This window comes from Streptomyces sp. NBC_01296, from assembly GCF_035984415.1.
GTDB lineage: Bacteria > Actinomycetota > Actinomycetes > Streptomycetales > Streptomycetaceae > Streptomyces.
In genome coordinates, this window is record NZ_CP130720.1 from 5921731 (window position 1) to 5944494 (window position 22764).

Annotated in this window: 23 protein-coding genes; 14 read left to right on the plus strand and 9 right to left on the minus strand. The window is 72.7% G+C overall.

Annotation, left to right across the window (positions count from 1 at the left end; translation table 11 throughout):
* Window positions 1-140: 140 nt before the first annotated feature.
* The gene (locus tag OG299_RS26930) at window positions 141-1604 is read left to right on the plus strand and encodes an aldehyde dehydrogenase (RefSeq protein ID WP_266629650.1); all 1464 of its coding nucleotides are present in this window, start codon (window positions 141-143) and stop codon (window positions 1602-1604) included.
* Window positions 1604-1837, plus strand: a complete 234-nt coding sequence (locus OG299_RS26935; protein WP_266629652.1) for a ferredoxin — start codon at window positions 1604-1606, stop codon at window positions 1835-1837. Before OG299_RS26930 ends, OG299_RS26935 begins: the two co-directional genes overlap by 1 nt.
* A 78-nt stretch (window positions 1838-1915) precedes the next feature.
* Here the strand turns inward: OG299_RS26935 and OG299_RS26940 are convergent, their stop codons facing one another.
* Complete coding sequence (locus OG299_RS26940) at window positions 1916-2578, minus strand: TetR family transcriptional regulator (protein WP_266629654.1); 663 nt, start codon at window positions 2576-2578, stop codon at window positions 1916-1918.
* A gap of 260 nt (window positions 2579-2838) precedes the next feature.
* On the opposite strand from OG299_RS26940, the gene OG299_RS26945 reads away from it, so the two are divergent.
* The 3 genes from OG299_RS26945 to OG299_RS26955 are packed head-to-tail and all read left to right on the plus strand — an operon-like array spanning window position 2839 to window position 6027.
* Window positions 2839-4155 carry a glycosyltransferase family 4 protein gene (locus tag OG299_RS26945; RefSeq protein ID WP_266629656.1) on the plus strand — a complete coding sequence of 439 codons (1317 nt, stop codon included), beginning with the start codon at window positions 2839-2841 and terminating at the stop codon, window positions 4153-4155.
* 58 nt (window positions 4156-4213) lie between these two features.
* Window positions 4214-4948 carry a class I SAM-dependent methyltransferase gene (locus OG299_RS26950; RefSeq protein ID WP_327362872.1) on the plus strand — a complete coding sequence of 245 codons (735 nt, stop codon included), beginning with the start codon at window positions 4214-4216 and terminating at the stop codon, window positions 4946-4948.
* Entirely contained in the window at window positions 4945-6027 is a 1083-nt protein-coding gene (locus OG299_RS26955) for a prenyltransferase/squalene oxidase repeat-containing protein (protein ID WP_266629660.1), read from the plus strand. The genes OG299_RS26950 and OG299_RS26955 overlap by 4 nt, the downstream gene beginning before the upstream one ends.
* An 81-nt stretch (window positions 6028-6108) precedes the next feature.
* On the opposite strand, the gene OG299_RS26960 is transcribed toward OG299_RS26955, so the two are convergent.
* Complete coding sequence (locus tag OG299_RS26960) at window positions 6109-6411, minus strand: hypothetical protein (RefSeq protein WP_266629662.1); 303 nt, start codon at window positions 6409-6411, stop codon at window positions 6109-6111.
* Window positions 6412-6739: 328 nt separating this feature from the next.
* Here OG299_RS26960 and OG299_RS26965 point away from each other — a divergent pair, with 328 nt between their 5' ends.
* Both OG299_RS26965 and OG299_RS26970 read left to right on the plus strand, forming a co-directional pair.
* Entirely contained in the window at window positions 6740-7234 is a 495-nt protein-coding gene (locus OG299_RS26965) for a hypothetical protein (RefSeq protein WP_442817598.1), read from the plus strand.
* 78 nt (window positions 7235-7312) lie between these two features.
* Complete coding sequence (locus tag OG299_RS26970; protein ID WP_266629663.1) at window positions 7313-7735, plus strand: hypothetical protein; 423 nt, start codon at window positions 7313-7315, stop codon at window positions 7733-7735.
* Here the strand turns inward: OG299_RS26970 and OG299_RS26975 are convergent.
* From OG299_RS26975 to OG299_RS26990, 4 genes are all read right to left on the minus strand, one after another.
* Complete coding sequence (locus tag OG299_RS26975) at window positions 7732-8742, minus strand: LLM class F420-dependent oxidoreductase (RefSeq protein WP_266633583.1); 1011 nt, start codon at window positions 8740-8742, stop codon at window positions 7732-7734. The two genes, OG299_RS26970 and OG299_RS26975, sit on opposite strands and share 4 nt — an antisense overlap.
* Before the next feature lie 148 nt (window positions 8743-8890).
* Window positions 8891-9706 (minus strand): DUF5336 domain-containing protein, encoded by an 816-nt coding sequence (locus OG299_RS26980; protein ID WP_266629664.1) that lies wholly within the window; start codon window positions 9704-9706, stop codon window positions 8891-8893.
* Window positions 9707-9840: 134 nt separating this feature from the next.
* On the minus strand, window positions 9841-10803 hold the full coding sequence (locus tag OG299_RS26985) for an N-acetylmuramoyl-L-alanine amidase (protein ID WP_266629665.1): 963 nt from the start codon (window positions 10801-10803) through the stop codon (window positions 9841-9843).
* Window positions 10804-10978: 175 nt separating this feature from the next.
* Entirely contained in the window at window positions 10979-11620 is a 642-nt protein-coding gene (locus tag OG299_RS26990) for a class I SAM-dependent methyltransferase (RefSeq protein WP_266629667.1), read from the minus strand.
* Window positions 11621-11809: 189 nt separating this feature from the next.
* On the opposite strand from OG299_RS26990, the gene OG299_RS26995 reads away from it, so the two are divergent.
* On the plus strand, window positions 11810-12484 hold the full coding sequence (locus tag OG299_RS26995; RefSeq protein WP_266629669.1) for a hypothetical protein: 675 nt from the start codon (window positions 11810-11812) through the stop codon (window positions 12482-12484).
* Between the two features lie 371 nt (window positions 12485-12855).
* Here OG299_RS26995 and OG299_RS27000 read toward each other — a convergent pair whose 3' ends face one another.
* A complete protein-coding gene (locus OG299_RS27000; RefSeq protein ID WP_266629671.1) occupies window positions 12856-13860 on the minus strand; it encodes a polyprenyl synthetase family protein in 1005 nt (334 codons plus the stop codon).
* A gap of 74 nt (window positions 13861-13934) precedes the next feature.
* Complete coding sequence (locus OG299_RS27005; protein ID WP_442817536.1) at window positions 13935-14402, minus strand: ATP-binding protein; 468 nt, start codon at window positions 14400-14402, stop codon at window positions 13935-13937.
* Window positions 14403-14486: 84 nt separating this feature from the next.
* Between OG299_RS27005 and OG299_RS27010 the strand changes: the two genes are divergently transcribed.
* The 4 genes from OG299_RS27010 to OG299_RS27025 are packed head-to-tail and all read left to right on the plus strand — an operon-like array spanning window position 14487 to window position 18658.
* A complete protein-coding gene (locus OG299_RS27010) occupies window positions 14487-15335 on the plus strand; it encodes a helix-turn-helix domain-containing protein (RefSeq protein WP_266629672.1) in 849 nt (282 codons plus the stop codon).
* Window positions 15295-15555, plus strand: coding sequence for a DUF397 domain-containing protein (locus OG299_RS27015; RefSeq protein WP_266629674.1), 261 nt, complete (start codon window positions 15295-15297; stop codon window positions 15553-15555). Before OG299_RS27010 ends, OG299_RS27015 begins: the two co-directional genes overlap by 41 nt.
* Window positions 15556-15557: 2 nt before the next feature.
* On the plus strand, window positions 15558-17090 hold the full coding sequence (locus tag OG299_RS27020; protein WP_266629676.1) for a serine/threonine-protein kinase: 1533 nt from the start codon (window positions 15558-15560) through the stop codon (window positions 17088-17090).
* Window positions 17087-18658, plus strand: coding sequence for a serine/threonine-protein kinase (locus tag OG299_RS27025; RefSeq protein WP_266629678.1), 1572 nt, complete (start codon window positions 17087-17089; stop codon window positions 18656-18658). The genes OG299_RS27020 and OG299_RS27025 overlap by 4 nt, the downstream gene beginning before the upstream one ends.
* 9 nt (window positions 18659-18667) lie before the next feature.
* On the opposite strand, the gene OG299_RS27030 is transcribed toward OG299_RS27025, so the two are convergent.
* Window positions 18668-19069: a hypothetical protein gene (locus OG299_RS27030; protein ID WP_266629680.1), complete on the minus strand. Its 402-nt coding sequence runs from the start codon at window positions 19067-19069 to the stop codon at window positions 18668-18670.
* A gap of 156 nt (window positions 19070-19225) precedes the next feature.
* Between OG299_RS27030 and OG299_RS27035 the strand changes: the two genes are divergently transcribed.
* Window positions 19226-21358 (plus strand): acyl-CoA dehydrogenase family protein, encoded by a 2133-nt coding sequence (locus OG299_RS27035; RefSeq protein WP_266629682.1) that lies wholly within the window; start codon window positions 19226-19228, stop codon window positions 21356-21358.
* Window positions 21359-21370: 12 nt separating this feature from the next.
* The gene (locus tag OG299_RS27040) at window positions 21371-22561 is read left to right on the plus strand and encodes a lipid-transfer protein (protein WP_266629684.1); all 1191 of its coding nucleotides are present in this window, start codon (window positions 21371-21373) and stop codon (window positions 22559-22561) included.
* The last annotated feature ends 203 nt before the right edge of the window (window positions 22562-22764 follow it).

Genomic DNA, 22764 nt, shown 5'->3' on the forward strand with positions numbered 1-22764 from the left:
CCCAAGTCGACCATCTGCGGCCCGTTCTGACTAGTCGTAACCCTCCGTTGGATCTTCCGGGCCGTTCCGTCCTGGCCGTGGACTCCTAGAACTAGAACTGGTATCAGTTCGGGAACGCCAAGCCGCAGGAGGCAGCAGCCATGACCGAGCTCGTGGAACACGGACACCTGTTCATCGGCGGGGAGTGGACGGATCCGCTGGGCACCGACACGATCGAGATCGTCTCCCCCCACACCGAGCAGGTCATCGGCAGCGTCCCGCACGCCTCCCGCGCGGACGTGGACCGCGCCGTCGCCGTCGCCCGCCGGGCCTTCGACGAGGGCCCCTGGCCCCGGATGTCCCTGGACGAGCGGATCGCCGTCGTCACCCGGATCAAGGACGCGATCGCCGTCCGGCACGAGGAGATCGCCCGGTCGATCAGCTCCCAGAACGGGTCCCCGTACTCCTGGAGCGTCCTCGCGCAGGCGCTCGGCCCGATGATGGTCTACGACGCCGCGATCCAGGTCGCGCGCGCCTACCCGTACGAGGAGCACCGCCAGGGGGTGCTCGGGCCGATCCTGGTGCGCAGGGAGCCGGTGGGCGTGGTCGCGGCCGTCATACCGTGGAACGTGCCGCAGTTCGTGGCCGCCGCCAAGCTCGCTCCGGCGCTGCTGACCGGGTCGACGGTGATCCTCAAGCCGTCCCCCGAGTCGCCGCTGGACTCGTACATCCTCGCCGACATCGCGCGGGAGGCCGGGCTGCCGGAGGGCGTGCTGTCGATCCTGCCCGCCGACCGGGAGGTCAGCGAGTACCTGGTCGGCCACCCCGGCGTCGACAAGGTGGCGTTCACCGGCTCGGTCGCGGCCGGCCGGCGCGTGATGGAGGTCGCCGCCCGCAACCTGACCCGGGTCACGCTCGAACTCGGCGGCAAGTCCGCCGCCGTGATCCTGCCGGACGCCGACCTCGAGTCCACCATCGCCGGCATCGTCCCGGCGGCCTGGATGAACAACGGGCAGGCCTGCGTGGCCCAGACCCGGGTCCTCGCGCCGCGCAGCCGGTACGAGGAGGTCGCCGAGGCGCTCGCGGCCGCGGCCGGCGCGCTGGTGGTCGGCGACCCGCTGGACCCGGCGACGCAGCTCGGGCCGCTGGTGGCCAGGCGGCAGCAGCAGCGGTCGCTGGACTACATCCGGATCGGCCAGGAGGAGGGCGCGAAGGTCCTGGCGGGCGGCGGCCGCCCGGCCGGGCTGGAGCGGGGCTGGTACGTGGAGCCGACGCTGTTCGGGGACGTGGACAACTCGATGCGGATCGCCCGCGAGGAGATCTTCGGACCGGTCGTCTGCCTGATCCCGTACGGGGACGAGGCGGAGGCGGTGCGGGTCGCCAACGACTCGGAGTTCGGACTGAGCGGCAGCGTCTGGACGGGGGACGTCGAGCACGGCATCGACTTCGCGCGGCAGGTGCGGACGGGCACGTTCAACGTGAACACCTTCAGCCTGGACATGCTGGGGCCGTTCGGCGGCTACAAGAACAGCGGCGTGGGGCGGGAGTTCGGGCCCGAGGGGCTGAGCGAGTACCTGGAGCACAAGATGATCCACCTGCCGGCGGGCTACGCGGCGGGTGCCTGATGGGTGACCGCTGGCAGGTCGAGGTGGACCGGGGGGTCTGCATCGGCTCGGGGATGTGCGTGAACCACGCGCCGGACGGCTTCGTCCTGGACTCCGCGCGCCAGTCGCATCCGCGGGATCCGGAGACGGACGCGAACGAGCCGGTCCTGACGGCGGCGGAAGGCTGCCCGGTGGAGGCCATCATGATCACCCTGGCGGCCACCGGCGAGGCCGTGTTCCCCCCGGAGGAATGACCGCACAAGCGCCGGGCGGCGGCCCGGCCCGGCGGCGGACACCTGCCGCCGCCGGGCCGCTGCGCGCGTACGGCGGGATCAGGCCTTTCGCGCGGTCCCGGCAGCCCCGCCGGCCCCGCCGGCAGCCGGCGGCGCCGTCATGTCGATCAGGCGGCAGACCGTCTCGATGTCGATCTTGACCTGGGCGATCGAGGCGCGGCCCGAGAGCCAGGTGATCAGTGCCGAGTGCCAGGTGTGCTCGATCACCCGGACCGCGGAGAGCTGCTCCGCCGTCGGCGGGGCGTCCAGGCCCATCGCGTCCAGGATGATCGCCGTGGTCAGCCGGGACACCGTGTCCACCTCGGGGCTCACGCTCCGGTCCGCGAACGTCAGGGCGCGGACCATCGCATCGGCGAGCTGCGGCTCCCGCTGCAGCGCGCGGAAGGCCCGCATCAGCGTCTCCGCGACCCGCGCGGCCGGGTCCTCGCCCGCCGGGGGCCGCTTGCGGAGCGTCGTGTGCATGTGCTGGAGCTGGTCCTGCATCGTCGCGACGAGCAGGTGCACCTTGGACGGGAAGTACCGGTACAGGGTGCCCAGCGCGACCCCGGCCGCCTCCGCGACCTCCCGCATCTGGACGGCGTCGAAACCGCCCCGGCTGGCCAGCTGGGCGCTGGCGTGCAGGATCCGGCGGCGGCGCGCCTCCTGGCGCTCCGTCAGGGGAGGGGACGCCGTCGTGGCGAGGGCTTTCGCATCCGCTGTCATCTGTCCCGTTCCATGGCGTTCCGTGTCGTTGCGGTGCTGATTTCCGGGCTGTTCACATCGTGATCGGCAGGCGATCGGCCGGTGATCGACAGCCAGCATGTCAGGCGCCGGAGCCGTGGCGTGAATCACCTGCTCCGCCTCTTACGGTGTGGTTTCCGGCCGGTAGATTCAATGGTCTTCGACGGATCAAGTCTGAAACTTGTTCTACATTATGCGAGCGGTTACGCTCCGGCGAAAGTGCAGGGAGAAGGGGGCCGAGAGTGACCGCTGAGGCCATGGTGGCGAGCCCTTTCGCGGGTTCCGCCACCGACGGCGACCGCCCGTTGCGCATCGCACTCCTCACCTATAAGGGGAACCCGTTCTGCGGCGGCCAGGGCGTCTACGTCCGGCACCTCTCGCGGGAGCTCGTGAGGCTGGGGCACTCCGTCGAGGTCATCGGCGCGCAGCCGTATCCGGTCCTCGACACCGGCGCCACGCTCACCGAACTGCCGAGCCTCGACCTGTACCGGCAGCCCGACCCGTTCCGCACGCCGAAGCGCGACGAGTACCGGGACTGGATCGACGCGCTCGAGGTCGCCACCATGTGGACCGGCGGCTTCCCCGAGCCGCTGACCTTCTCGCTGCGGGCCCGGCGCCACCTCGCCGCCCGCGCGGGCGAGTTCGACGTCATCCACGACAACCAGACGCTCGGCTACGGCCTGCTGGCCGACCTCGGCGCGCCGCTGGTCACCACCATCCACCACCCCATCACCGTGGACCGCAAGCTCGACCTCGAAGCCGCCAAGGACCGCAAGAAGCGGCTCTCCGTCCGGCGCTGGTACGCCTTCACGCGGATGCAGGGACGGGTCGCCCGCCGGCTGCCCTCCGTGCTGACCGTCTCCGGCTCCTCCCGGCAGGAGATCGCCGAGCACCTGGGCGTGCGGGACGAGCGCATCCACGTCGTCCACATCGGCGCCGACACCGACCTGTGGTCGCCCGACGCGTCCGTCGCCGAGGTGCCGGGGCGGATCGTCACCACCTCCAGCGCCGACGTCCCGCTCAAGGGCCTCGTGCACCTCGTCGAGGCGCTCGCGAAGCTGCGCACCGAGCAGCCCGACGCGCACCTCGTCGTCGTCGGCAAGCGTGCCGAGCGGGGGCCGGTCGCCCGCGCGATCGAGACGTACGGGCTCCAGGACGCCGTCCGCTTCGTCAAGGGCATCACCGACGCCGAGCTCGTCGACCTGGTGCGCAGCGCGCAGATCGCCTGCGTGCCCTCGCTGTACGAGGGCTTTTCGCTGCCCGCCGCCGAGGCCATGGCCACCGGCACCCCGCTGGTCGCCACCACCGGCGGCGCGATCCCCGAGGTCGCGGGCCCCGACGGCGAGACCTGCCTCGCGGTGCCGCCCGGCGACGCGGGTGCGCTGGCCGCCGCACTGGGCCGGCTGCTGGGCGACGCGCAGCTGCGGGCCCGCCTGGGCGCCGCCGGACGCGAGCGGGTGCTGGCCCGGTTCACCTGGGCCAGAGCCGCCGAGGGCACCGCCGCGCACTACCGCGCCGCCATCGAGCAGGCAGCCGGCCGCGCCCGCCGCGCGCGGTGACCTTCCGCCTTTTCCACACCACCCCCGAACACCCCCGCGACCGCGAAGGCAGGACCCCGTGCTGACCGTCGATTTCTCCCGGTTCCCGCTCGCCGCAGGCGACCGTGTGCTCGATCTGGGCTGCGGCGCCGGCCGGCACGCCTTCGAGTGCTACCGGCGCGGCGCCCAGGTGGTCGCAGTCGACCGCAACGGCGAGGAGATCCGCGAGGTCGCCAAGTGGTTCGCCGCCATGAAGGAGGCCGGTGAGGCCCCGGCCGGCGCCACCGCCACGGCCATGGAGGGCGACGCGCTGGCCCTGCCCTTCCCCGACGACTCCTTCGACGTCGTCATCATCTCCGAGGTGATGGAGCACATCCCCGACGACAAGGGCGTGCTCGCCGAGATGGTCCGCGTCCTCAAGCCCGGCGGCCGCATCGCCATCACCGTGCCGCGCTACGGCCCGGAGAAGATCTGCTGGGCGCTCTCCGACGCGTACCACGAGGTCGAGGGCGGCCACATCCGCATCTACAAGGCCGACGAGCTGCTCGGCAAGATGAAGGCCGCGGGCCTCAAGCCGTACGGCACGCACCACGCCCACGGGCTGCACTCCCCGTACTGGTGGCTCAAGTGCGCCTTCGGCGTGGACAACGACCAGGTGCTGCCGGTGAAGGCGTACCACAAGCTGCTGGTCTGGGACATCATGAAGAAGCCGCTGGCCACACGGCTCGCGGAGCAGGCGCTCAACCCGCTCATCGGCAAGAGCTTCGTGGCGTACGCGACGAAGCCGCACCTTCCCGTCGGCGCAGCGAAGTGAGCTCGCCCGGGCGCACCGAACGCCTGGTCCTGGACGGGGTGCTGACCGCCGAGGAGGCCGCCGGGACGGTGGCCGGCATCCTCGCCGCGCAGCGCTCCGACGGGGCCATCCCGTGGTTCCGCGGGCACCACCTCGACCCGTGGGACCACACCGAGGCCGCGATGGCCCTGGACGCGGCCGGCGAGCACGAGGCGGCGGAGCGGGCCTACGACTGGCTGGCCCGCCACCAGAACGCCGACGGCTCCTGGTACGCGGCGTACGCCGACCGGCCGGACGGGGTGGACACCGCCGAGCCGCAGGACGCGAGCCGGGAGAGCAACTTCGTCGCGTACATAGCCGTCGGCGTCTGGCACCACTACCTGGCCACCGGCGACGACCCGTTCCTGGACCGCATGTGGCCCGTCGTCTACGCGGCGACCGAGTTCGTGCTCGGGCTCCAGCAGCCGGGCGGCGAGATCGGCTGGAAGCGGGAGGCCGACGGCAGCCCCGTCACGGACGCGCTGCTCACCGGCTCCTCCTCGATCCACCAGGCGCTGCGGTGCGCGCTGGCGATCGCCGAGCACCGCGAGGAGTCCCAGCCGGACTGGGAGCTGGCGGCGGGTGCCCTCGGGCACGCGATCCGGCGGCACCCGGAGCGGTTCCTGGACAAGTCCCGGTACTCGATGGACTGGTACTACCCGGTGCTGGGCGGCGCGCTCACCGGCGCGGACGCCAGGGCGCGGATCGACGAGCGCTGGGACGAGTTCGTCGTCCCGGACCTCGGAGTGCGCTGCGTCCTGCCGAACCCGTGGGTGACGGGCGGGGAGTCCTGCGAGCTCGCCCTGGCCCTGTGGGCGACGGGCGAGTCGGACCGGGCGCTGGACATCCTGCGCTCCATCACGCACCTGCGCGCCGACAACGGCATGTACTGGACGGGCTACGTCTTCGAGGACAAGGCGGTGTGGCCGGTCGAGCAGACGACCTGGACGGCCGGGTCGCTGCTGCTCGCCGTGGCCGCGCTGGGCGGCGACGAGGCCACCGGGACGGTGTTCGGGGGGCTGGAGCTGCCGTCCGGACTCGAGCCGGACTGCTGCCGGTAGGCCGGGCCGCGCGCTGCGCGCTGCGGGCAAGAAGGGGGCAGGCCGCCGCGGACGGAGGCCTGCCCGTATGGGAACTCGCGGTCACTGGCGGTAGAGCCGGCCCGCGACGAGGTGGCCGATGACGAGGTACGCCACGGCCGCCACGCCGTAGCCCACCACCACCTGGACCCACTCCCGGTCGAAGGTGAACAGGTCGTAGGACCAGCCGGCCAGCCAGGTGGCGGCGTCGTGGACGAACTCCACGAGGCCGTTGCCCCGGTTGGCGTCGAGGAAATACAGCAGGATCCACAAGGCGATCACGAAGGCCAGCACGTCCGCCACCGCAGCGACGACCCGGCCGGCCTGAACGCCTCCGCGGGCGTGTACTCGGGTGTGTGTGCGCATGCTGCGCGTCTTGCCCCGACTGGGCGAAGCAAACCCGAACGGGTCCCCCAAGTGGCGGATCGCCGGGGCCCGGGTGACTCTGCGGGAGACACCTCACTCCCCGGAGGTCAACGTGTCCAAACCCAGCGAGTCCATACCCAGCGTGTCCATACCCGGAACTTCCCGGCTCCGCCGCGCCCTCACGGCGCTGCTCGTGTCCACCGCGCTGGTTGCAGGAGGCACCGCGTGCAGCAGCAGCAGCGCCGCCGGCAGCAGGGGCCAGCGCGAGGCGGTCCCCGTATCCGTGGCCGCGCAGCAGGCGGTTGTCGACGAGGCGCTCGCCGCGCAGGTGTTCGCCGCAGAGGCGGTGGCCGCGCGGGAGGTCACCGACGAGGTGCCCGCCGCCGAGCCCACGCCCAGCACCTCCGCGGAAAAGCAGAAGTTCTCCAAGGCGCGCTTCGTCGCCAACGCGGGGCTCGCGGCCGGGGCCACGTACCAGTGGATCATCAAGCCGTACCGCGCGGGCAAGTTCAAGAAGGGCGCCAAGGGCCGTACGTTCGCGCTCATCAAGGCGGGCCTCGCAGGCGCCTTCGCGTACAACCGGCTGAAGGCGGCGGCGGACAACGCCAAGGGCGACCCGCTGCTGTCGAAGGCGGTGGCCCCGCTGACGGCGGGCATCGCGTCCCTCAAGGGCCTGGGCTCCAAGCTGCGCAAGGGCGATGCGGGCGATGCCGACATCAGCTCGTTCGAGGGCGTCATCAACGGCGTCAAGGACGCGGGCCAGGGTGCGGGCGCCACGGTGACCGACAAGGTCCCGAGCCTCTCCCAGCTGAACGGCGGATAGGCCCTTCTCACGCCGCAGGCCGGCCGGGCAGCGCCGCCCGTCCGGCCTGCCGGTCTGCCCGCCTGTTTCAATGGGCGGATGATCGAGTTCCTGGCCCTCGCGGCCGCCGCCGTCGGCGTCGGATGGCTCGTCCGGCGCAGACACCGGCAACGGGTCGCCGCCGGGAGCCCGGACGGGATCCCGTGCATGGCCCGGCACCCGGCCGGCGCGGGCCGCTGGCGGATGGGCCGGGTGTTCCCCGGCCCCGGCGGGGCCCGCTGGGTGCCCCGGCGCGGTGAGCCCGTACCGCTGCCCGGCGGCCGGGCCACCGGGGTGCGGGCGCCGTCCGTGAAGGAGGGCATGTCCATCAATCCCGGATCGCGGATCGTGGCCTGCACGTACGGGACCGGCGGGGACGGCGGGACCGGCGAGGGCGGCGGCAGCATCGAGATCGCCGTCATGCCACTGGACCTGCAGGAGCTGCTGGAGGCCGTCCCGCAGGCGGAGACGGACGCGCCTTAGGCGTTGAGCTCCGCCAGGACGCGCAGGGTGTGCGGGTCCGGGGCCGTCAGGAGCAGGTCGGTGACCGGGCCCCCCCGCCACAGCTCGAGGCGTTCGGCGATCCGCTCGCGCGGCCCGATCAGGGAGATCTCGTCCGCGAACGCGTCCGGCACGGCGAGCACCGCCTCCTCCCGGCGCCCGGCGAGGAACAGCTCCTGGATGCGGTGGGCCTCCTTCTCGTAGCCCATCCGCGCCATCAGATCGGCGTGGAAGTTGCGGGCCGCGTGGCCCATCCCGCCGATGTAGAAGCCGAGCATCGCCTTGACGGGCAGCAGCCCCTCGGCCACGTCGTCGCAGACCTTGGCCCGGGCCATCGGGGCGATCATGAACCCTTCGGGCAGGTCGGTGAGCGAGGCCCGGTAGACGTCCGTGCGGGTCGGCGACCAGTACAGGGGAAGCCAGCCGTCCGCGATCCGGGTCGTCTGGGCGATGTTCTTCGGGCCCTCCGCGCCCAGCAGGAGCGGCAGGTCCGCGCGCAGCGGGTGGGTGATGGGCCTCAGCGGTTTGCCGATGCCGGTGCCGTCCTCCCCGCGGTACGGGTGCTGGTGGAAGCGGCCGTCGAGCGTGACGGGGGCCTCGCGGCGCAGCACCTGGCGGACGACGTCGACGTACTCGCGGGTCGCGGTGAGCGGGCTCGAGGGGAAGGGGCGCCCGTACCAGCCCTCGACCACCTGGGGGCCGGAGAGACCCAGGCCCAGCATCATCCGGCCGCCGGAGAGGTGGTCCAGGGTCAGGGCGTGCATGGCGGTGGCGGTGGGGGAGCGGGCGGCCATCTGGGCGATGGCGGTCCCGAGGCGGATCCGCGAGGTGTGCGCGGCGATCCAGGTGAGCGGGGTGAAGGCGTCCGAACCCCAGGCCTCGGCGGTCCACACCGAGTCGTAGCCGAGGCTCTCGGCCTCGGTGGCGAGGTCGAGGTGGGCCGGGTCGGGGCCGCGGCCCCAGTAGCCGAGTGCGAGTCCGAGGCGCATGTACGTCCCCTCCGCGATGCCGTGGTGGCGCCGTGCGTGCCGCGCCACAGCCGTATCTGACGATGCGTCAGGTGACTGTAGGGCAACGGCCCCCCGCCCGGAAGGGCGGGGGGCCGTCGGGGCGCTGCACCGGCCGTCGGGCGCGGGGTCAGCCGCGCTGGATGCCCGAGGTGTCGTTCAGGACGCCGCGGCGGCCGTCCTGGGTCTGGGCGATCAGCGTGGCGGGGCCGCGCTGGTCCACCGCCAGGTACCAGGTGCCCGGAGCGAGTTCGGCGATCGGGGTGGGGGAGCCGTCCTCGGGGAAGAGGGGGCGGGCCACCGGCACCGCGAACCAGAACGGGGTGAAGTCCCCCGCCGGGGCGGGCGCCTGGTCCTGCGGCGCCGGCGCCGGGGCCGGAGCCGGGGTCGGGGTGCCGCCGTACGGCGGGGCCGGCTGCGGGGTGGCCCCGTACGGCTGGGCCTGCTGGGCGCCCGGGTAGCCGTACCCGGTGCCGGGCTGGGGCTGGGCCCCGTACGGCGCGGGGGCGACGGGCTTGGCCTCCGGCACCAGCGCGCCGGCGAGCGCCGGGATCTTGCTGCCCGCGACGGCCACACCGGCCAGCGCGAGGGTGGCCAGGAAGGCGATGATGCAGCCCGCGCCGAGGTCGGCGCCGCGCGGGCTGGTGATCAGGGACCACAGGGAGGACCAGGCGGCCGCGACCGCGAGAACCGTCCCCCACGCGGCCAGGGGCAGGCCCGCGAGCTTTCGGGTCTCCGGCTGGAAGCGGGCCGCGATGATCAGGCCGGCCGCGATGAAGCCGAGCAGGAAGATGGTGGGAAGCGCCAGACGGTAGACGTCGGTGTCCCACACGCTCGGCAGGTCGAGGCCGGTCGCGGAGTAGAAATCGAGGAACGAGGCGATGAACAGCAGCGCCGCTGCTCCGATCACCACGCCGTCGCCTCGAGTGAGGGAGCGGATGTTCACGTCTTAGGTGTCCTTCTCGGTCTCGGTCGTCTCGTGGTGCCGCGGTCGCACGCGCAGGAGCGGGGCGGGCGGGACCATGGTACGGAGGTTCCCCGCGGCCGAGAGGATCGGGGCGGCAGGCTGTCCCGGTGGGACTACCCGCCCAAGAAGCCGACGATGCCGTCCGCGATGCCCTGGGCCGCCTTCTGCCGCCACTCCGGACTCGTCAGCAGCGCCGCGTCCTTGGCGTCACGCATGTTGCCGCATTCGATGAACACCTTGGGCTGTGTCGAGAGATTGAGTCCGCCGAGATCGTCGCGGACGACCAATCCGGTACCGCTGCCGAGGTAGTTGGCGGGGGCGGAGCCGGTGGTGCGGGCGAAGTTCGAGGCGATCCGCTCGCCGAGGTCCCGTGAGGGGCCGACGATCTTGGCGGTGTCCGCTGCGCCGCCCTTGACCTTGGCCGGGAGGATGATGTGGTAGCCGCGGTTGCCCTCGGAGACGCCGTCCGCGTGGACCGAGACCACGGCGGCGGCGGTGGCCTCGTTGCCGATGCGGGCGCGCTCGTCGATGCAGGGGCCGAAGGGGCGGTCGGCCTCGTGGGTGAGGGCCACCTTCAGGCCCTTGGCCTCCAGGACGGTCCGCAGCCGGCGGGACACGTCGAGGGTGAACTCGGCTTCCATGTAGCCGGAGTTGGTGGTGGTGCCGGTGGTGTCGCACTCCTTGCGGTTGGTTCCGATGTCGACCTTCTTGTCGATCTCGGAGGTGTGCTTGAAGTTGCCGGTGTTGTGGCCGGGGTCGATGACCACGGTCTTGCCGGCGAGCGGGCCCTTGGCAGGGCTCTTGGCGGGGTCCTTGGCGGGGTCCTCGGCAGGGGCGGAGCTCGGGGTCGCCGCCGCGGCGTCCGTGGGGGAGGCGGCCGGCATCACGATCCGCGGCGGGCGGGCGTCGTCCGCCCCCGCCCCGGTCGTCACCTGTACGAGGACCCACCCCGCCAGGGCGGTCGGGGCGAGCACGGCGGCTGCGACGGCGAGGCCGGAGCGGCGTGCGAACCACCGCCGCTCCGGGCTGACCGAGGAGGCGGACTCGGGGGATGGGGGACTGTCGTCGTAGGGCACGTCGCGATGCTAATCCGGCCACCGGCCGCCGGCGCGGACCGTGGGCCATCCGGGGGCGTGGTGGGGTTATCCGGTTATGTGTCCGGATGTCCTGACCCTGGCGCGCCGCCGGCCTGCCCGCCCCCGGGTCCGTACCACCGGCCCGGAGCGCCGGCCGGGCCGGGCCGCGGCGGCCTCAGATACCCGGGGCGGTGCGGCGCAGGACGCGGAGGGAGTCGGTGACCGAGATCTCCTCGAAGGCGCCGGAGGCGAGGGCGCGCCGGTAGATCCGGTACGGGGCCTGGCCGCCGTCGGCCGGATCCGGGAACACGTCGTGGATGACGAGCGTGCCGCCCTCGGCGACGTGCGGGGCCCAGCCCTCGTAGTCGCCCGTGGCGTGCTCGTCGGTGTGGCCGCCGTCGATGAAGACCAGGCCGAGCTTGCCGCCCCAGGCCGCGGCGACCTGCGGGGAGCGGCCCACGATCGCGATGACGTGGTCCTCGAGGCCCGCCCGGTGGAGGGTGCGGCGGAAGGTCGGGAGGGTGTCCATCAGTCCGACCTCCGGGTCCACCACGGTCGGGTCGTGGTACTCCCAGCCGGGCTGCTGCTCCTCGCTGCCGCGGTGGTGGTCGACCGTCATGGCGGCCACGCCGGCCTCGCGGGCGGCGTCGGCCAGCAGGATGGTGGAGCGGCCGCAGTACGTGCCGACCTCCAGGAGGGGCAGCCCCAGTGCGGCTGCCGCGGTGGCGGCCTCGTACAGGGCCAGGCCCTCGCCCACGGGCATGAACCCCTTGGCGGCCTCGAAGGCGGCGAGGGTCTCCGGCTTGGGGGTGGCCATGTGTTCCTCCGAGGGGGTGGGGCGTGTTGCGGTGGGCTGGGCGGCCCATGGTGCCTTACCGGCTGGTAGGGCACCATGCCGGGGCCCTCCGGGGTGGGGGTGGGGTGCCGCTGCGCGGGGCCGTCTCCCCGCCCCGCCCTTTCACCGTTCCCGGGGCGAGCCCCGGACCCCCGGTCGGGTGCCGAACGGGTGCGGCATCCGGTCCGGCGCAGCGCCCTCGTGCTCGCCACGGCGGCGCTGCCGGCGGCGTTGGTGGTGCCTCTGGCCACCCCCGCCGAGGCGGCGCCCGTGACCGTCACCTTCCCCTCCGGCGCCAACCAGCCCTTCACCGTCCCGTCCGGCGTCACCCAGCTGACCATCACCGCCACCGGTGCCGCAGGGCAGAACGGGCTCAGGGGAGGGGTGGGCGGCGGAGGCGGCGGAGGAGGCGGAGGAACTCAGACGACCCCCGGCGCGGGTGGAGCGTCATGCCCCGCTCTCCCCGCCACACCGGGCACCCCCGGCGGCAGTGGTACCGGCGGCAACGGCGGAGGTGGTTACAGCGGCGGAGGCGGCGGAGCCGGCTGGTTCGGAGGCGGCGGCTGCAACAGCATCGAGAGTGGGGCGTATGGGCCCGGTGGCGGCGGTGGCGGGTCCAGCCGCGTCCCGGTGGGCGGTACCTCCGGACTCGGCGGTGGCCCGGCCACGGTGACCATCACCTACGACCAGGCCGGCGCAGACACCGGGGGAGGCACCGGGTCGATCCTGCCGATCGACCTCAGCGGCGTTCTCCCGATGTTCAACAACATCAACGTCAACAACAACATCAAGAGCCCCGGCGCCAGCAACACCGCCACACAGCACTTCGGCCTGAACGCGCCCTGAACCCGGGCACGCGGCTCAGGAGTGTGCGGCGAGGTGAGCGTCGCCACCGGTGGCGATCCCGGCGGGACCGCCACCGGTCTCCCGCTTCTCTACTTGAGGAGGCGGCCCAGGCCGACGGCATTGGCCGGGGCCGGTGAGAGTCCGGATGTGAGCCCGGATACCTGGCGCTTCGCGTCCCGGAGCGTCGGAGCGAGGAAGCCGAGGGACAAGAGGTTGTCGAGGCTGAGGGGACCGGCCTGGGCGCCGGCGGTGGCGCCGCTCGGACGTTCTGCGGCCTGAGCGGCGGGAGCGGTGGCGAGCGCAACGGCGACCGCCAGTGCCCGCCCGAGGGCCTACTGGACGGACAAGGCGTCCAAGGCGAGGGCGGTGGCCTACACGGCGGCCGGGACGAGGTGTGTCTGCAGGAGCATCTGCGCCGCGTGGTCCACGAGATGCCGCATGCCCGGTACGTGGTGCGCGTCGCCGTCCAGGGTGGTGAGCAGGCGGTGCGCCTCGGCGCGGAACGCGTCGAGGTCCGCGGTGTATTGGTCGAGCACCGCCGGCGCGAGGAGGAGGCGGGTCAGCTCAGCGCGCGCCTCCTCGGAATTCCGCGCGGCGGCGCACCAGCCGAGGACGTCCTCCCGGGCCCCGGGCGTGCCGGCTTCTTCGAGGACGCAGGTGAGGAGATAAGTGACCGTCCCGTTGAGGAGGTCCTCATTGCGGCCGGACAGGATGTCTTCCTGGTCGTTGAACAACTGCCACAGGATGCCGAATATGTAGCCGAACTCCCGCCACAGTTCTACTCTTTCGTCACTCGCGCCCGACAATATCGCCGCCATCGCCGTGATCATCGAGAACGGCCCGCCGGATTTCCCGCGGTAGGCCTCGACCACCGAGTTCCGGGTGGCGCCGTCGGCATCTCCGTCGATGTCGGTCAGCTGCCCCTCGGTGCCCACCACCCAGCCGGTCGCGATCTCGGCCGTCAGCGCGACCTGGACCGCCGCCGACACCGGGAGGGACCGGATGATCTGGATCGGCAGCACCGCCCCGCTGAGCACCGAGGCCAGCAGCGCCTCGTTCTGGCTCAGGCTGTCGGAAGCGGTCGTACCGTGCCCGTCGGCCAGGTCGTCGAGGTAGCAGGCCGAGGTCCACCACAGCACGTGCACGGCGGACAGCGGGACGGCCGGTCCGGGATCCCCCGTCTCGATGGCGTGCACCATCATCGGGAGCACGGACAGGGGATGCCTCAGTTTTTGATGCCGGAGGAGTCTGCTCACCGCGCTCTTGGCGGCGCCCGCACCCGAGGTCGGGGCCAGTCGTAAGAGTGCGGTCTCCAATTCCGCCTCGATGTCCAAGGAGACTTGCCGGTGCAGGTCCACGTACGTCACGCAATTCACGGGCGATTTCCTTCCTGAAGTGAAATGGGGTCGGCGTTAACGCCCCAGATTGGATCATTTGGTACCGAGGCGATCTAGAGCGATTTCCGGACTTGGCCGGTACTGGCCCGTCGCGGTTCGGTGCCGGGCGGGTCGCATTCGAACCACACCGTTTTCCCGGTGGCCGTCGGCTCGGCGCCCCAGCGGTCGGTCACGGCCCCGACCAGACGCAGCCCGCGCCCGCCGTCGGCCAGCTCCCCGCCGCCCTCGCCGTGCACCATGCGCACCGGGCTCGGGCAGTCGTCCGTCACCTCGACCCGCAGCCCGCCCGGCCCGCACAGGATGAGCACCGAGCAGGCCCGGCCGGGAACGTGCCGGACGACATTCGAGACGAGCTCGGTCAGCGCCAGCTCGGCGGCGTGGGTCAGCCCGGCCAGGCCCCAACTGGCCAGGTAGATCCGCAGGATGCGCCGTATGTGCCGGGCGGAGTGCTCACTCACGGTGAAGCCCATGCGGTAGCTCTCGCCAAGTCCGGTTGCTGAGTGCTCAGTTGCGTGATTCACGTCACCAGGGTGCGGTGGTGTGGTTACGCTCGGCTACGGACCGAAACGAACGCCGCAAGGCGTGTACTTGGGGGTGACCGCCTCATGGTCAACATCCGCGATCTCGATCCCAGCGCGTCCCCGCTGGACTACTACGGCGCGGAACTGCGTCGGCTGCGGGAGGAGGCCAAGCTGAAACAGTGGCAGCTCGGGGACATCGTGTTCTGCACGGCCTCGCTGATCGGGCAGATCGAGACGGCGAGGAAAGTCCCGACGCGGGACTTCTCGGAGCGGGTCGACGCGGCGCTGGGGACGGGAGGGGAACTCTCGCGGCTGGTGGGGCTGGTGCTGAGGAGTCAGCTGCCGCACTGGTTCCAGCCGTACGCGGAGATGGAGGCGAAAGCGGCGTACATCTACTCGTACCAAGCGCAGCTGGTGGATGGCCTGCTGCAGACGGAGGCGTATGCGCGGGCCGTGCTGGGGGTGCGGAGTGGGGAGGATCTCGATGCCAAGGTGGCCGCCCGGATCGAGCGGCAGCGCATCCTGGACCGCGCTAACCCGCCACTGATGTGGGTGGTGATGAGCGAAGCCGTGCTCTATCAGGAGATCGGTGGCCGGGAGGTCATGCGGAACCAACTCGCCCATTTGTTGGACCTGCGGAGGCGGGAGTGGGTGAAGGTGCAGATCCTGCCCTTCGAGGCGGGCGCCCATACGGGGCTGATGGGCTCGTTCAACCTCCTGCGGTTCGAGGACGACCCGGACATTGTCTATACCGAGGACTTTGTCCAGGGCCATATGACGGCCAATCCGCAAGCTCTCAGGGAGGGTTCGCTCCGTTACGATCACTTGCAGGCCGCCGCGCTCTCCGTGGAGGACTCGGCGGCGCGGATCGCCCGCGTAATGGAGGAGCGTTATGGGCACCAACCAGAACCTGACGGGCTCAAGGTGGCGTAAGTCCTCGTACAGCGGTGACACAGGTGGCCAGTGTGTCGAGTGCGCCCCCCTCGGCACCGCCGCCTGGCGCAAGGCCTCGTACAGCGGAGACACCGGCGGCGATTGCGTCGAGGTTGCGGCCCAGCCCTGCCGGATCGCCGTCCGGGATTCCAAGAACCCCGAAGGCCCCGCCTTCACCGTGAGCCCCGCCGCCTTCGCTGCGTTCGTCGGCGCCCTCTAGGAGTGGAGCAGCACATAGGGCCGTTCCGGACGGTCTCCGTACTCGGCCAGGGCGGGATGGGCCGGGTGGTGCTGGGGGTGGGGCCGGACGGGCGGTACGTCGCGGTCAAGCAGGTGCATGCCGAGCTGGCCGAGGACGAGGGGTTCCGGGCGCGGTTCCGCCGTGAGGTGGATGCCTCGCGGCGGGTGGCCGGCGGCTACACCGCGGCCGTGATCGACGCCGATCCCGACGCAGAGGTTCCGTGGCTCGCCTCGCAGTTCGTGCCGGGGCCCTCGCTGAGCCGGGCCGTGGAGACCGCCGGGCCGCTGCCCGAGGAGGCGGTGCGCCGGCTGGCCGCCGGGCTCGCGCACGCCCTGGCCGACGTACACCGGGCGGGGCTGATCCACCGGGACCTCAAGCCGTCCAACGTCCTGCTCGCCGAGGACGGCGTACGGGTCATCGACTTCGGCATCGTGCGGGCGGTCGGCGACCAGACGCGGATCACGCACGACGGCTCGCTCGTGGGCTCGCCCGCGTACATGTCGCCCGAGCAGGTCCTGGGGCAGGAGCTCACCCCGGCCTCCGACGTGTTCTCGCTCGGCGCGACCCTCGTCATGGCCTGTACGGGGAAGCCGCCGTTCGCCAGGAGCTCGGTGCCGCGGATCCTGCACGAGGTCGTGCACGCCGAACCGGACCTGAGCGAGGTGCCGCCCCGCCTGCGCGAGGTCATCGCGTGGTGCCTGGCCAAGGATCCGGCCGACCGGCCGACCCCGCGCGAGCTGCTGAGCAGAGTCGGCGGGCTGACGCCGTCGGCGCGGCCGTGGCCGGAGGCGGTGAACACGCTGATCCACGACCAGCTGGTCGTGATGGGCGCGCTGCTGCGCCGGGCCACGGGTCCCGAAACGGCTCCCGAAACGACTCCCGAAGCGGTCCCCTGGTGGCGTCGCCGCTGGCCCCGGCCGTTGATCGTGGCGGTTGCCGCGGCGGGCGTCGTGGCCGTGGCCGGGCTGACCGTGGGGCGGTCGTACCTCGTGGACACCTACCGCGAATTCATATCGGATGTCCGGTCGGCAGGGCTGGCGCAGAAGAAGGACAAGTACCCGGCGATGCCCCCGTCCTGTGAACAGGTCCGGGACAAGGTGCGCGTGCCGTCCGGTTTCGACCAGCCGGCCGGGTTCGGGCCGGTCGAGCAGTCCGGCTCGGCCTATGCCCGCTGCACCTGGACCAACCGGACCGGTGACGAGATCGAAGCGGAGTGGACGTTCTTCGCGACCGGCAAGGGCGAGGGCACCGGGGCCGAGCGGGCGAAGCACCGCCTTGAGATCTTCAACGAACCCGGCAAGACCCGGCGTGACATCGACCTCGGGTTCGCCGACGAGGGTCTGTGGCAGCCGCCGCCCAAGGACGACAGGTTTCCGAACTGCCGGCTGTACGTACGGGACGTCAACATGACGCTCCACGTCTCGGTGACGGGCCCCCGCTACCCGACCGACACGTGTGCGGCCGTCACGCGGGAGCTCGCAGCCTCGGTCGTGGAGTCGGTGGGGAGCCGATGAGACCGCTCAAGGAGGCCGATCCGGCCACGGCGGGACCGTACCGGCTGCTCGCCGAGCTCGGCCGGGGCGGTATGGGCCGCGTGCTGCTCGGCGCCGCACCGGACGGGCGGCTCGTCGCCGTCAAGCAGGTGCACGCCCGGTTCGCCGACGACGACGGCTTCCGGGTGCGGTTCCGGCGGGAGGTGGCCGCCTCGCGGAAGGTGTCCGGCGCCTTCACGGCCGCGGTCCTGGATGCCGACGCGGACGCGGACGCGCCGTGGCTGGCCTCGGTGTTCGTGGCCGGGCCCTCGCTGGGGGCCGCGGTGGAGAGCGCCGGGGCGCTGCCCGAGGAGGCGGTGCGCAGGCTCGCCGCCGGGCTGGCGACGGCCCTCGCCGAGATCCACCGGGCGGGGCTGGTGCACCGGGACCTCAAGCCCGACAACGTGCTGCTCGCCCGGGACGGGGTGCGGGTGATCGACTTCGGGATCGCGCGGGTGACCCGGCCCGGCGAGGTCACCGAGCTGACGCGGGCCGGGACGGTGATCGGCTCGCCCGCGTTCATGTCGCCGGAGCAGGCCGAGGGCCGTGAACTGACCCCGGCGAGCGACGTGTTCTCCCTCGGGTCCGTCCTGGTGCTGGCCGCGACGGGGCGCAGTCCCTTCGCGGCGGCGACGGTCGTACTGACCCTGTACAACGTCGTGCACACCGAACCCGACCTCCTCGGCCTCCCGCCGGGCCTGCGCGGGCTCGTCGCCCGGTGCCTGGCCAAGGACCCGGCGGCCCGGCCGTCCCCGGCCGAGATCCTGGGCCTGACCGGCGCGGCCGACAGCACGCGGTGGCCGCCCGCGGTCGAGCGGCTGGCCGCCGCCCAGCAGGAGGAGATCGACGGGCTGCTCCGGGACCCGGACGGCACGGCCGGCGCGGGCGGGGGCCGCGCCGTGGATCCGGACGTGGATCCGGACGCGGCGACCGCGACCGCGGCGGCGGTCCGCCCGGAGCGGGCCCACGCGCCGCGCGGCCGGCGGCTGCGCCTGCGCCCGCGGAACCTGCTGCTGGCCGCGGGCGTTCTCGTGGCGGCCTGGGCCGGGGTGACGTACGGGTTGCGCGCGCTGGAGGAGCCGCCGCCGGTCGCAGCGGACCGGTATCTGAGCGTGCCGCTCTGCACGGAGGCGGCCGGGAAGCTGGCGCTGCCGCAGCAGGAAATGCGCGAGGCCGGCGACAGCGATTCACCCGTGAAGTCGCACGTGGCCTGTGACTGGGTGGCGGCCTTCGACGACTCCGCCGGCGAGAAGAAGCCGCCGCCGCACGCGACCGTCAGCTGGTCCGTGGAGCGCAGCGGCCGTGTCCCGGGCAGCGGGACGGAGCGCACGCGGTTCAACCTGGGCACCGGGCGGCCCGAGACCGGTCTCGGCGTGGGGGACGGCGCGCGCTGGTCGACCCCGATGACCGAGCAGACCTGTGCGCTGGGCGCGAGCGACGGCAACCTCCTGGTGAGGGTGGCCCTCGGCGGCCCGCAGCATCCCGCCGCGACCTGCGAGAGCGAGGCGAAGGAGATCGCCCGGGCCGCGCTGGCGGCCGTCGCGCGCTGAGCCGCAGGCTCACTCCTGCGGCTGCGCGCCGGGCCCCTCGCGGTGGGCCAGGCGGAACAGGACTTTGGCGTACACCGTCGTCGCCGCGGCAACAACGGTCGCCAGTGCCGCCAGGGCGAGGACGCCCAGCAGCGCGGGCCACTGGTGCAGCTCGTCGCGGCACTGTCGGTCGTTGGACAGCGGGCCGACCAGCGGGCCCCGGCAGATGGCTCTGTGGTCGAACTCGGGGCCGTAGTCGGCGAGCATGAGGAAGGCGAACCAGCCCCAGATCATCAGGGCCAGCAGCATCCACGCGATCGACCACCCCTCGATGCGGCTCGCTGCCCGTCGCTCCTGTTCGCCGCGATCCGGCGCGGCAGTTGCGGCAGTTGCCGGGTCGGGCGTTTGTGCGGACGGAGTCTCGGCAGTCATGTCTCCCCCTCTTGGTCAACGGCAGAAGGCAGTTCATCACGCCGAGCGGGCCCGTGCGGCAACGCCTCCCTCTGCCGCGGGGTGCGTCCCACCGAAGAAGAACACGTTCTCGTTCTGGGCTTCCGTCGGAATGGAACGTGTTCTAGCCTGCCGCGCATGGGCATCGGAATCACTGGGGAACAACGGGAGTTGGCCGAGGCCGTACGCGGCTGGGCGGCGCGGGCCGTGCCGCCCGAGGAGGTGCGCAAGCTGCTCGACACCCCGCCGCAGACCGGGGTGCGGCCCGCCTACTGGGACGCCATGGCCGCGCAGGGGCTGCTCGAGCCGCACCTGGAGGGCGGCACCCTGCTCGACCTGGCCGTCGTCGTCGAGGAGGCCGCCCGGGCCGCGCTGCCCGGGGCGTTCCTGCCGAGCGCGCTGGCCTCCGTACTGCTCGACCGGGCCGGGTCCGAGCCCCTGGGCGGGCGGGTCGGCGCGGTTGCCCTCGGCCCGGGGACCCTGGTCGCCGTCGCCGACCCGGGCGGCGGATACCTGCTCGACGGCGACGCACCCCCGGTGCTCGGCGCCGGCGAGGCCGACCTCGTGCTGCTCGCCGCCGAGGCCGCGCACGGCACCTGCTGGTTCGCCGTGGACGCCGCCGCACTGGACATCCGTACGCACGAGAGCGCCGACCCGACCCGGCCCACCGCCGAGGTACGGGCCCGCGCCGTCAGCGTGCCATCCGGCCGCCTGCTCGGCCTGGACGCGGCCCTGGTGCGGGACCTGGCCTGCGCCCTGTTCGCCGCCGACGCCTGCGGCACCGCCGCCTGGGCGCTGCACACCGCCGCCGAGTACGCCAAGGTGCGCGAGCAGTTCGGCCGGCCCATCGGGCAGTTCCAGGGCGTCAAGCACCTGTGCGCCGACATGCTGGTGCGCCTCGAACAGGCCCGCGCGCTGGCCTGGGACGCCGCCCGGGTGATGGACGAGCCGGCCCCGGTGCGCTCGCTCGTGGCCGCGCTGGCCGCCGGGAGCGCCCTCGATGCCGCCTACTCCTGCGCCAAGGACTGCATCCAGGTCCTCGGCGGGATCGGCTTCACCTGGGAGCACGACGCCCACCTCCACCTCCGCCGGGCCGTCGTCGCCCGCCAGCTCCTCGGGCCCGGGGACGGGCACCGCGTACGGGCCGTCCGGCTGGCCGCCGCCGGAGCCCGGCGCGAGCTGCGCCTGGAACTGCCCGCGGAGGCGGAGGCCCACCGCGCGAAGGCCCGTACCGCCATCGAGGACGCGCGCGGACTCGACCCGGCGGCCGCCCGGCGGATCCTGGCTCCCACCGGGTACGCGGCCCCGTACCTGCCGCCGCCCTACGGGCTCGGCGCCGGGCCCGTCGAGCAGCTCGTCGTCCAGCAGGAACTGCGCGCGGCCGGGGTCAGGCTCAGCGACCTCGGGATCGCCACCTGGGTCGTGCCCTCGCTGCTCGCGTACGGGACCGACGCGCAGCGGGAGCGGTACCTGCCGGCGACCCTGCGCGGGGACGTCACCTGGTGCCAGCTGTTCTCCGAGCCGGGGGCGGGCTCGGACCTGGCCTCGCTGCGGACCAGGGCGGAGCGGACGGCGGACGGCTCCTGGAAGGTCAACGGACAGAAGGTGTGGACGAGTTCCGCGCACAGCGCCGACTTCGGGATCCTGCTGGCCCGGACCGACCCGGCCGCCCCCAAGCACAAGGGGCTCGGCTACTTCGTCGTCGACATGAGGAACACCCCGGGGATCGACGTGCGCCCGCTCAAGGAGATCACCGGCGAGGCCCTCTTCAACGAGGTCTGGTTCGACGACGTCCTGCTGCCCGCGGACTCCCTCGTCGGCGCCCCCGACGGCGGGTGGAAGGTCGCCCGCAACACGCTCGGCAACGAGCGGGTCCACATGGCCGACCAGATGACCTTCGACACCGGACTGGAAGCGCTGATCGCCCGCTCGGCCGAACTCGACGGCGCGTACCGGGCGCGGATCGGGGCGCTCGCCGCCGAGGCGCACGCCCTGGCCTGCATCGGGCTGCGCACCACGCTCCAGCAGGTGTCGGGGCTGGAGCCTGGCGCGGGTGCGTCCGTACGCAAGCTCGTCCAGACCCCGCACCAGCAGCGGACCGCCGAGCTCGCGCTCGAACTGCTGGGCCCGGCGGGCGCGGTACGGGAGGGGGCGGGGGAGCGAGCGGTGCACGGGATGCTCATGTCCCGCTGCCTGACCATCGCCGGGGGCACCACACAGGTCCAGCTCAACGTCGTCGCCGAGCGCATCCTCGGCCTCCCCAGGGACTAGGAGTAGTCGGGCATGAAGTCGTACATCGTGGGCGTCGGCATGACGAAGTTCGAGAAGCCGGAGTCGAGGGACTGGCAGTACTGGGACATGGCGAAGGAGGCGGGGACGGCGGCGCTGGCGGACGCGGGGATCGCGTACGACCAGGTGGAACAGGTGCCGGTGGGGTACTGCTTCCAGGCCTCCACGGCCGGCCAGCGGGCCGCGTACGAACTGGGGCTGACCGGGGTCCCGGTCTACAACGTGAACAACAACTGCGCGACGGGGTCGACGGCGCTGATGATGGCGCGGCAGTTCGTGGAGGGCGGGATCAGCGACTGCGTGCTGGCGCTGGGCTTCGAGAAGATGAAGAAGGGGGCGCTGGGCGGCGGCGCCGACGCGGGCTCCGACTTCAAGACCTCTCCGGTCGCCCGGCACTACGGGATCATGGCCGCCGGGCACGGGTTCGAGATGTCCCCGCCGACCGCGCAGATCTTCGGGAACGCGGCCCGCGAGCACATGGAGCGGTACGGGACCACGGCCGCGCAGCTGGCGGCGGTCGGGGCGAAGAACCACCGGCACTCGGCGAACAACCCGAACGCGCAGTTCCAGGACGTGTACACGGTGGCCGAGATCCTGGGGGCCAAGCCGATCCACGCGCCGCTGACGAAGCTCCAGTGCTCGCCGACCTCGGACGGGGCGGCGGCCGCGGTGGTGGTGTCCGAGCGGTTCGTCGTGCGGCACGGGCTGCACGACAAGGCGGTGGAGATCGTCGCGCAGGCGATGACGACGGACATGGAGTCCTCGTTCGCCTCCGGCTCGTGCATCGACGTGGTCGGCAAGCCGATGACGGAGGCGGCGGGGCGCCAGGTGTTCTCGGCGTCCGGGCTCGGGATCGAGGACGTGGACGTGATCGAGCTGCACGACTGCTTCTCGATCAACGAGCTGCTGACGTACGAGGCGCTGGGCATGTGCGGGGAGGGCGCCGCCGGGAAGCTGGTGGAGTCGGGTGCGACCACGTACGGCGGGCGGTGGGTGGTGAACCCCTCCGGGGGCCTGATCTCGAAGGGCCACCCGCTGGGAGCGACGGGGCTGGCGCAGGCGGCGGAACTGGTCTGGCAGCTACGGGGCCAGGCCGGCCCCCGCCAGGTCCCGCAGGCCCGGGTCGGCCTGGCCCACAACATAGGCCTGGGCGGAGCGGCGGTGGTGACCCTGCTGCGGCGCTGACACCGGCAGGGGCCCGCCCGGACGGAACCGCGGATACCTGGGCCAGCCCACGGACACGGCCACCGGCCTCAGTCTGTCCAGCGTCGGGGCTATCGACGGAGTCTTTGGCGGTGCCAACGAGGCCTGGCTCAACCCGGGCGGCTGGGCCCTCGACAACTGCGTAGACATCTGGAACGGCGACAACGAGACCTTCAACGACTGGA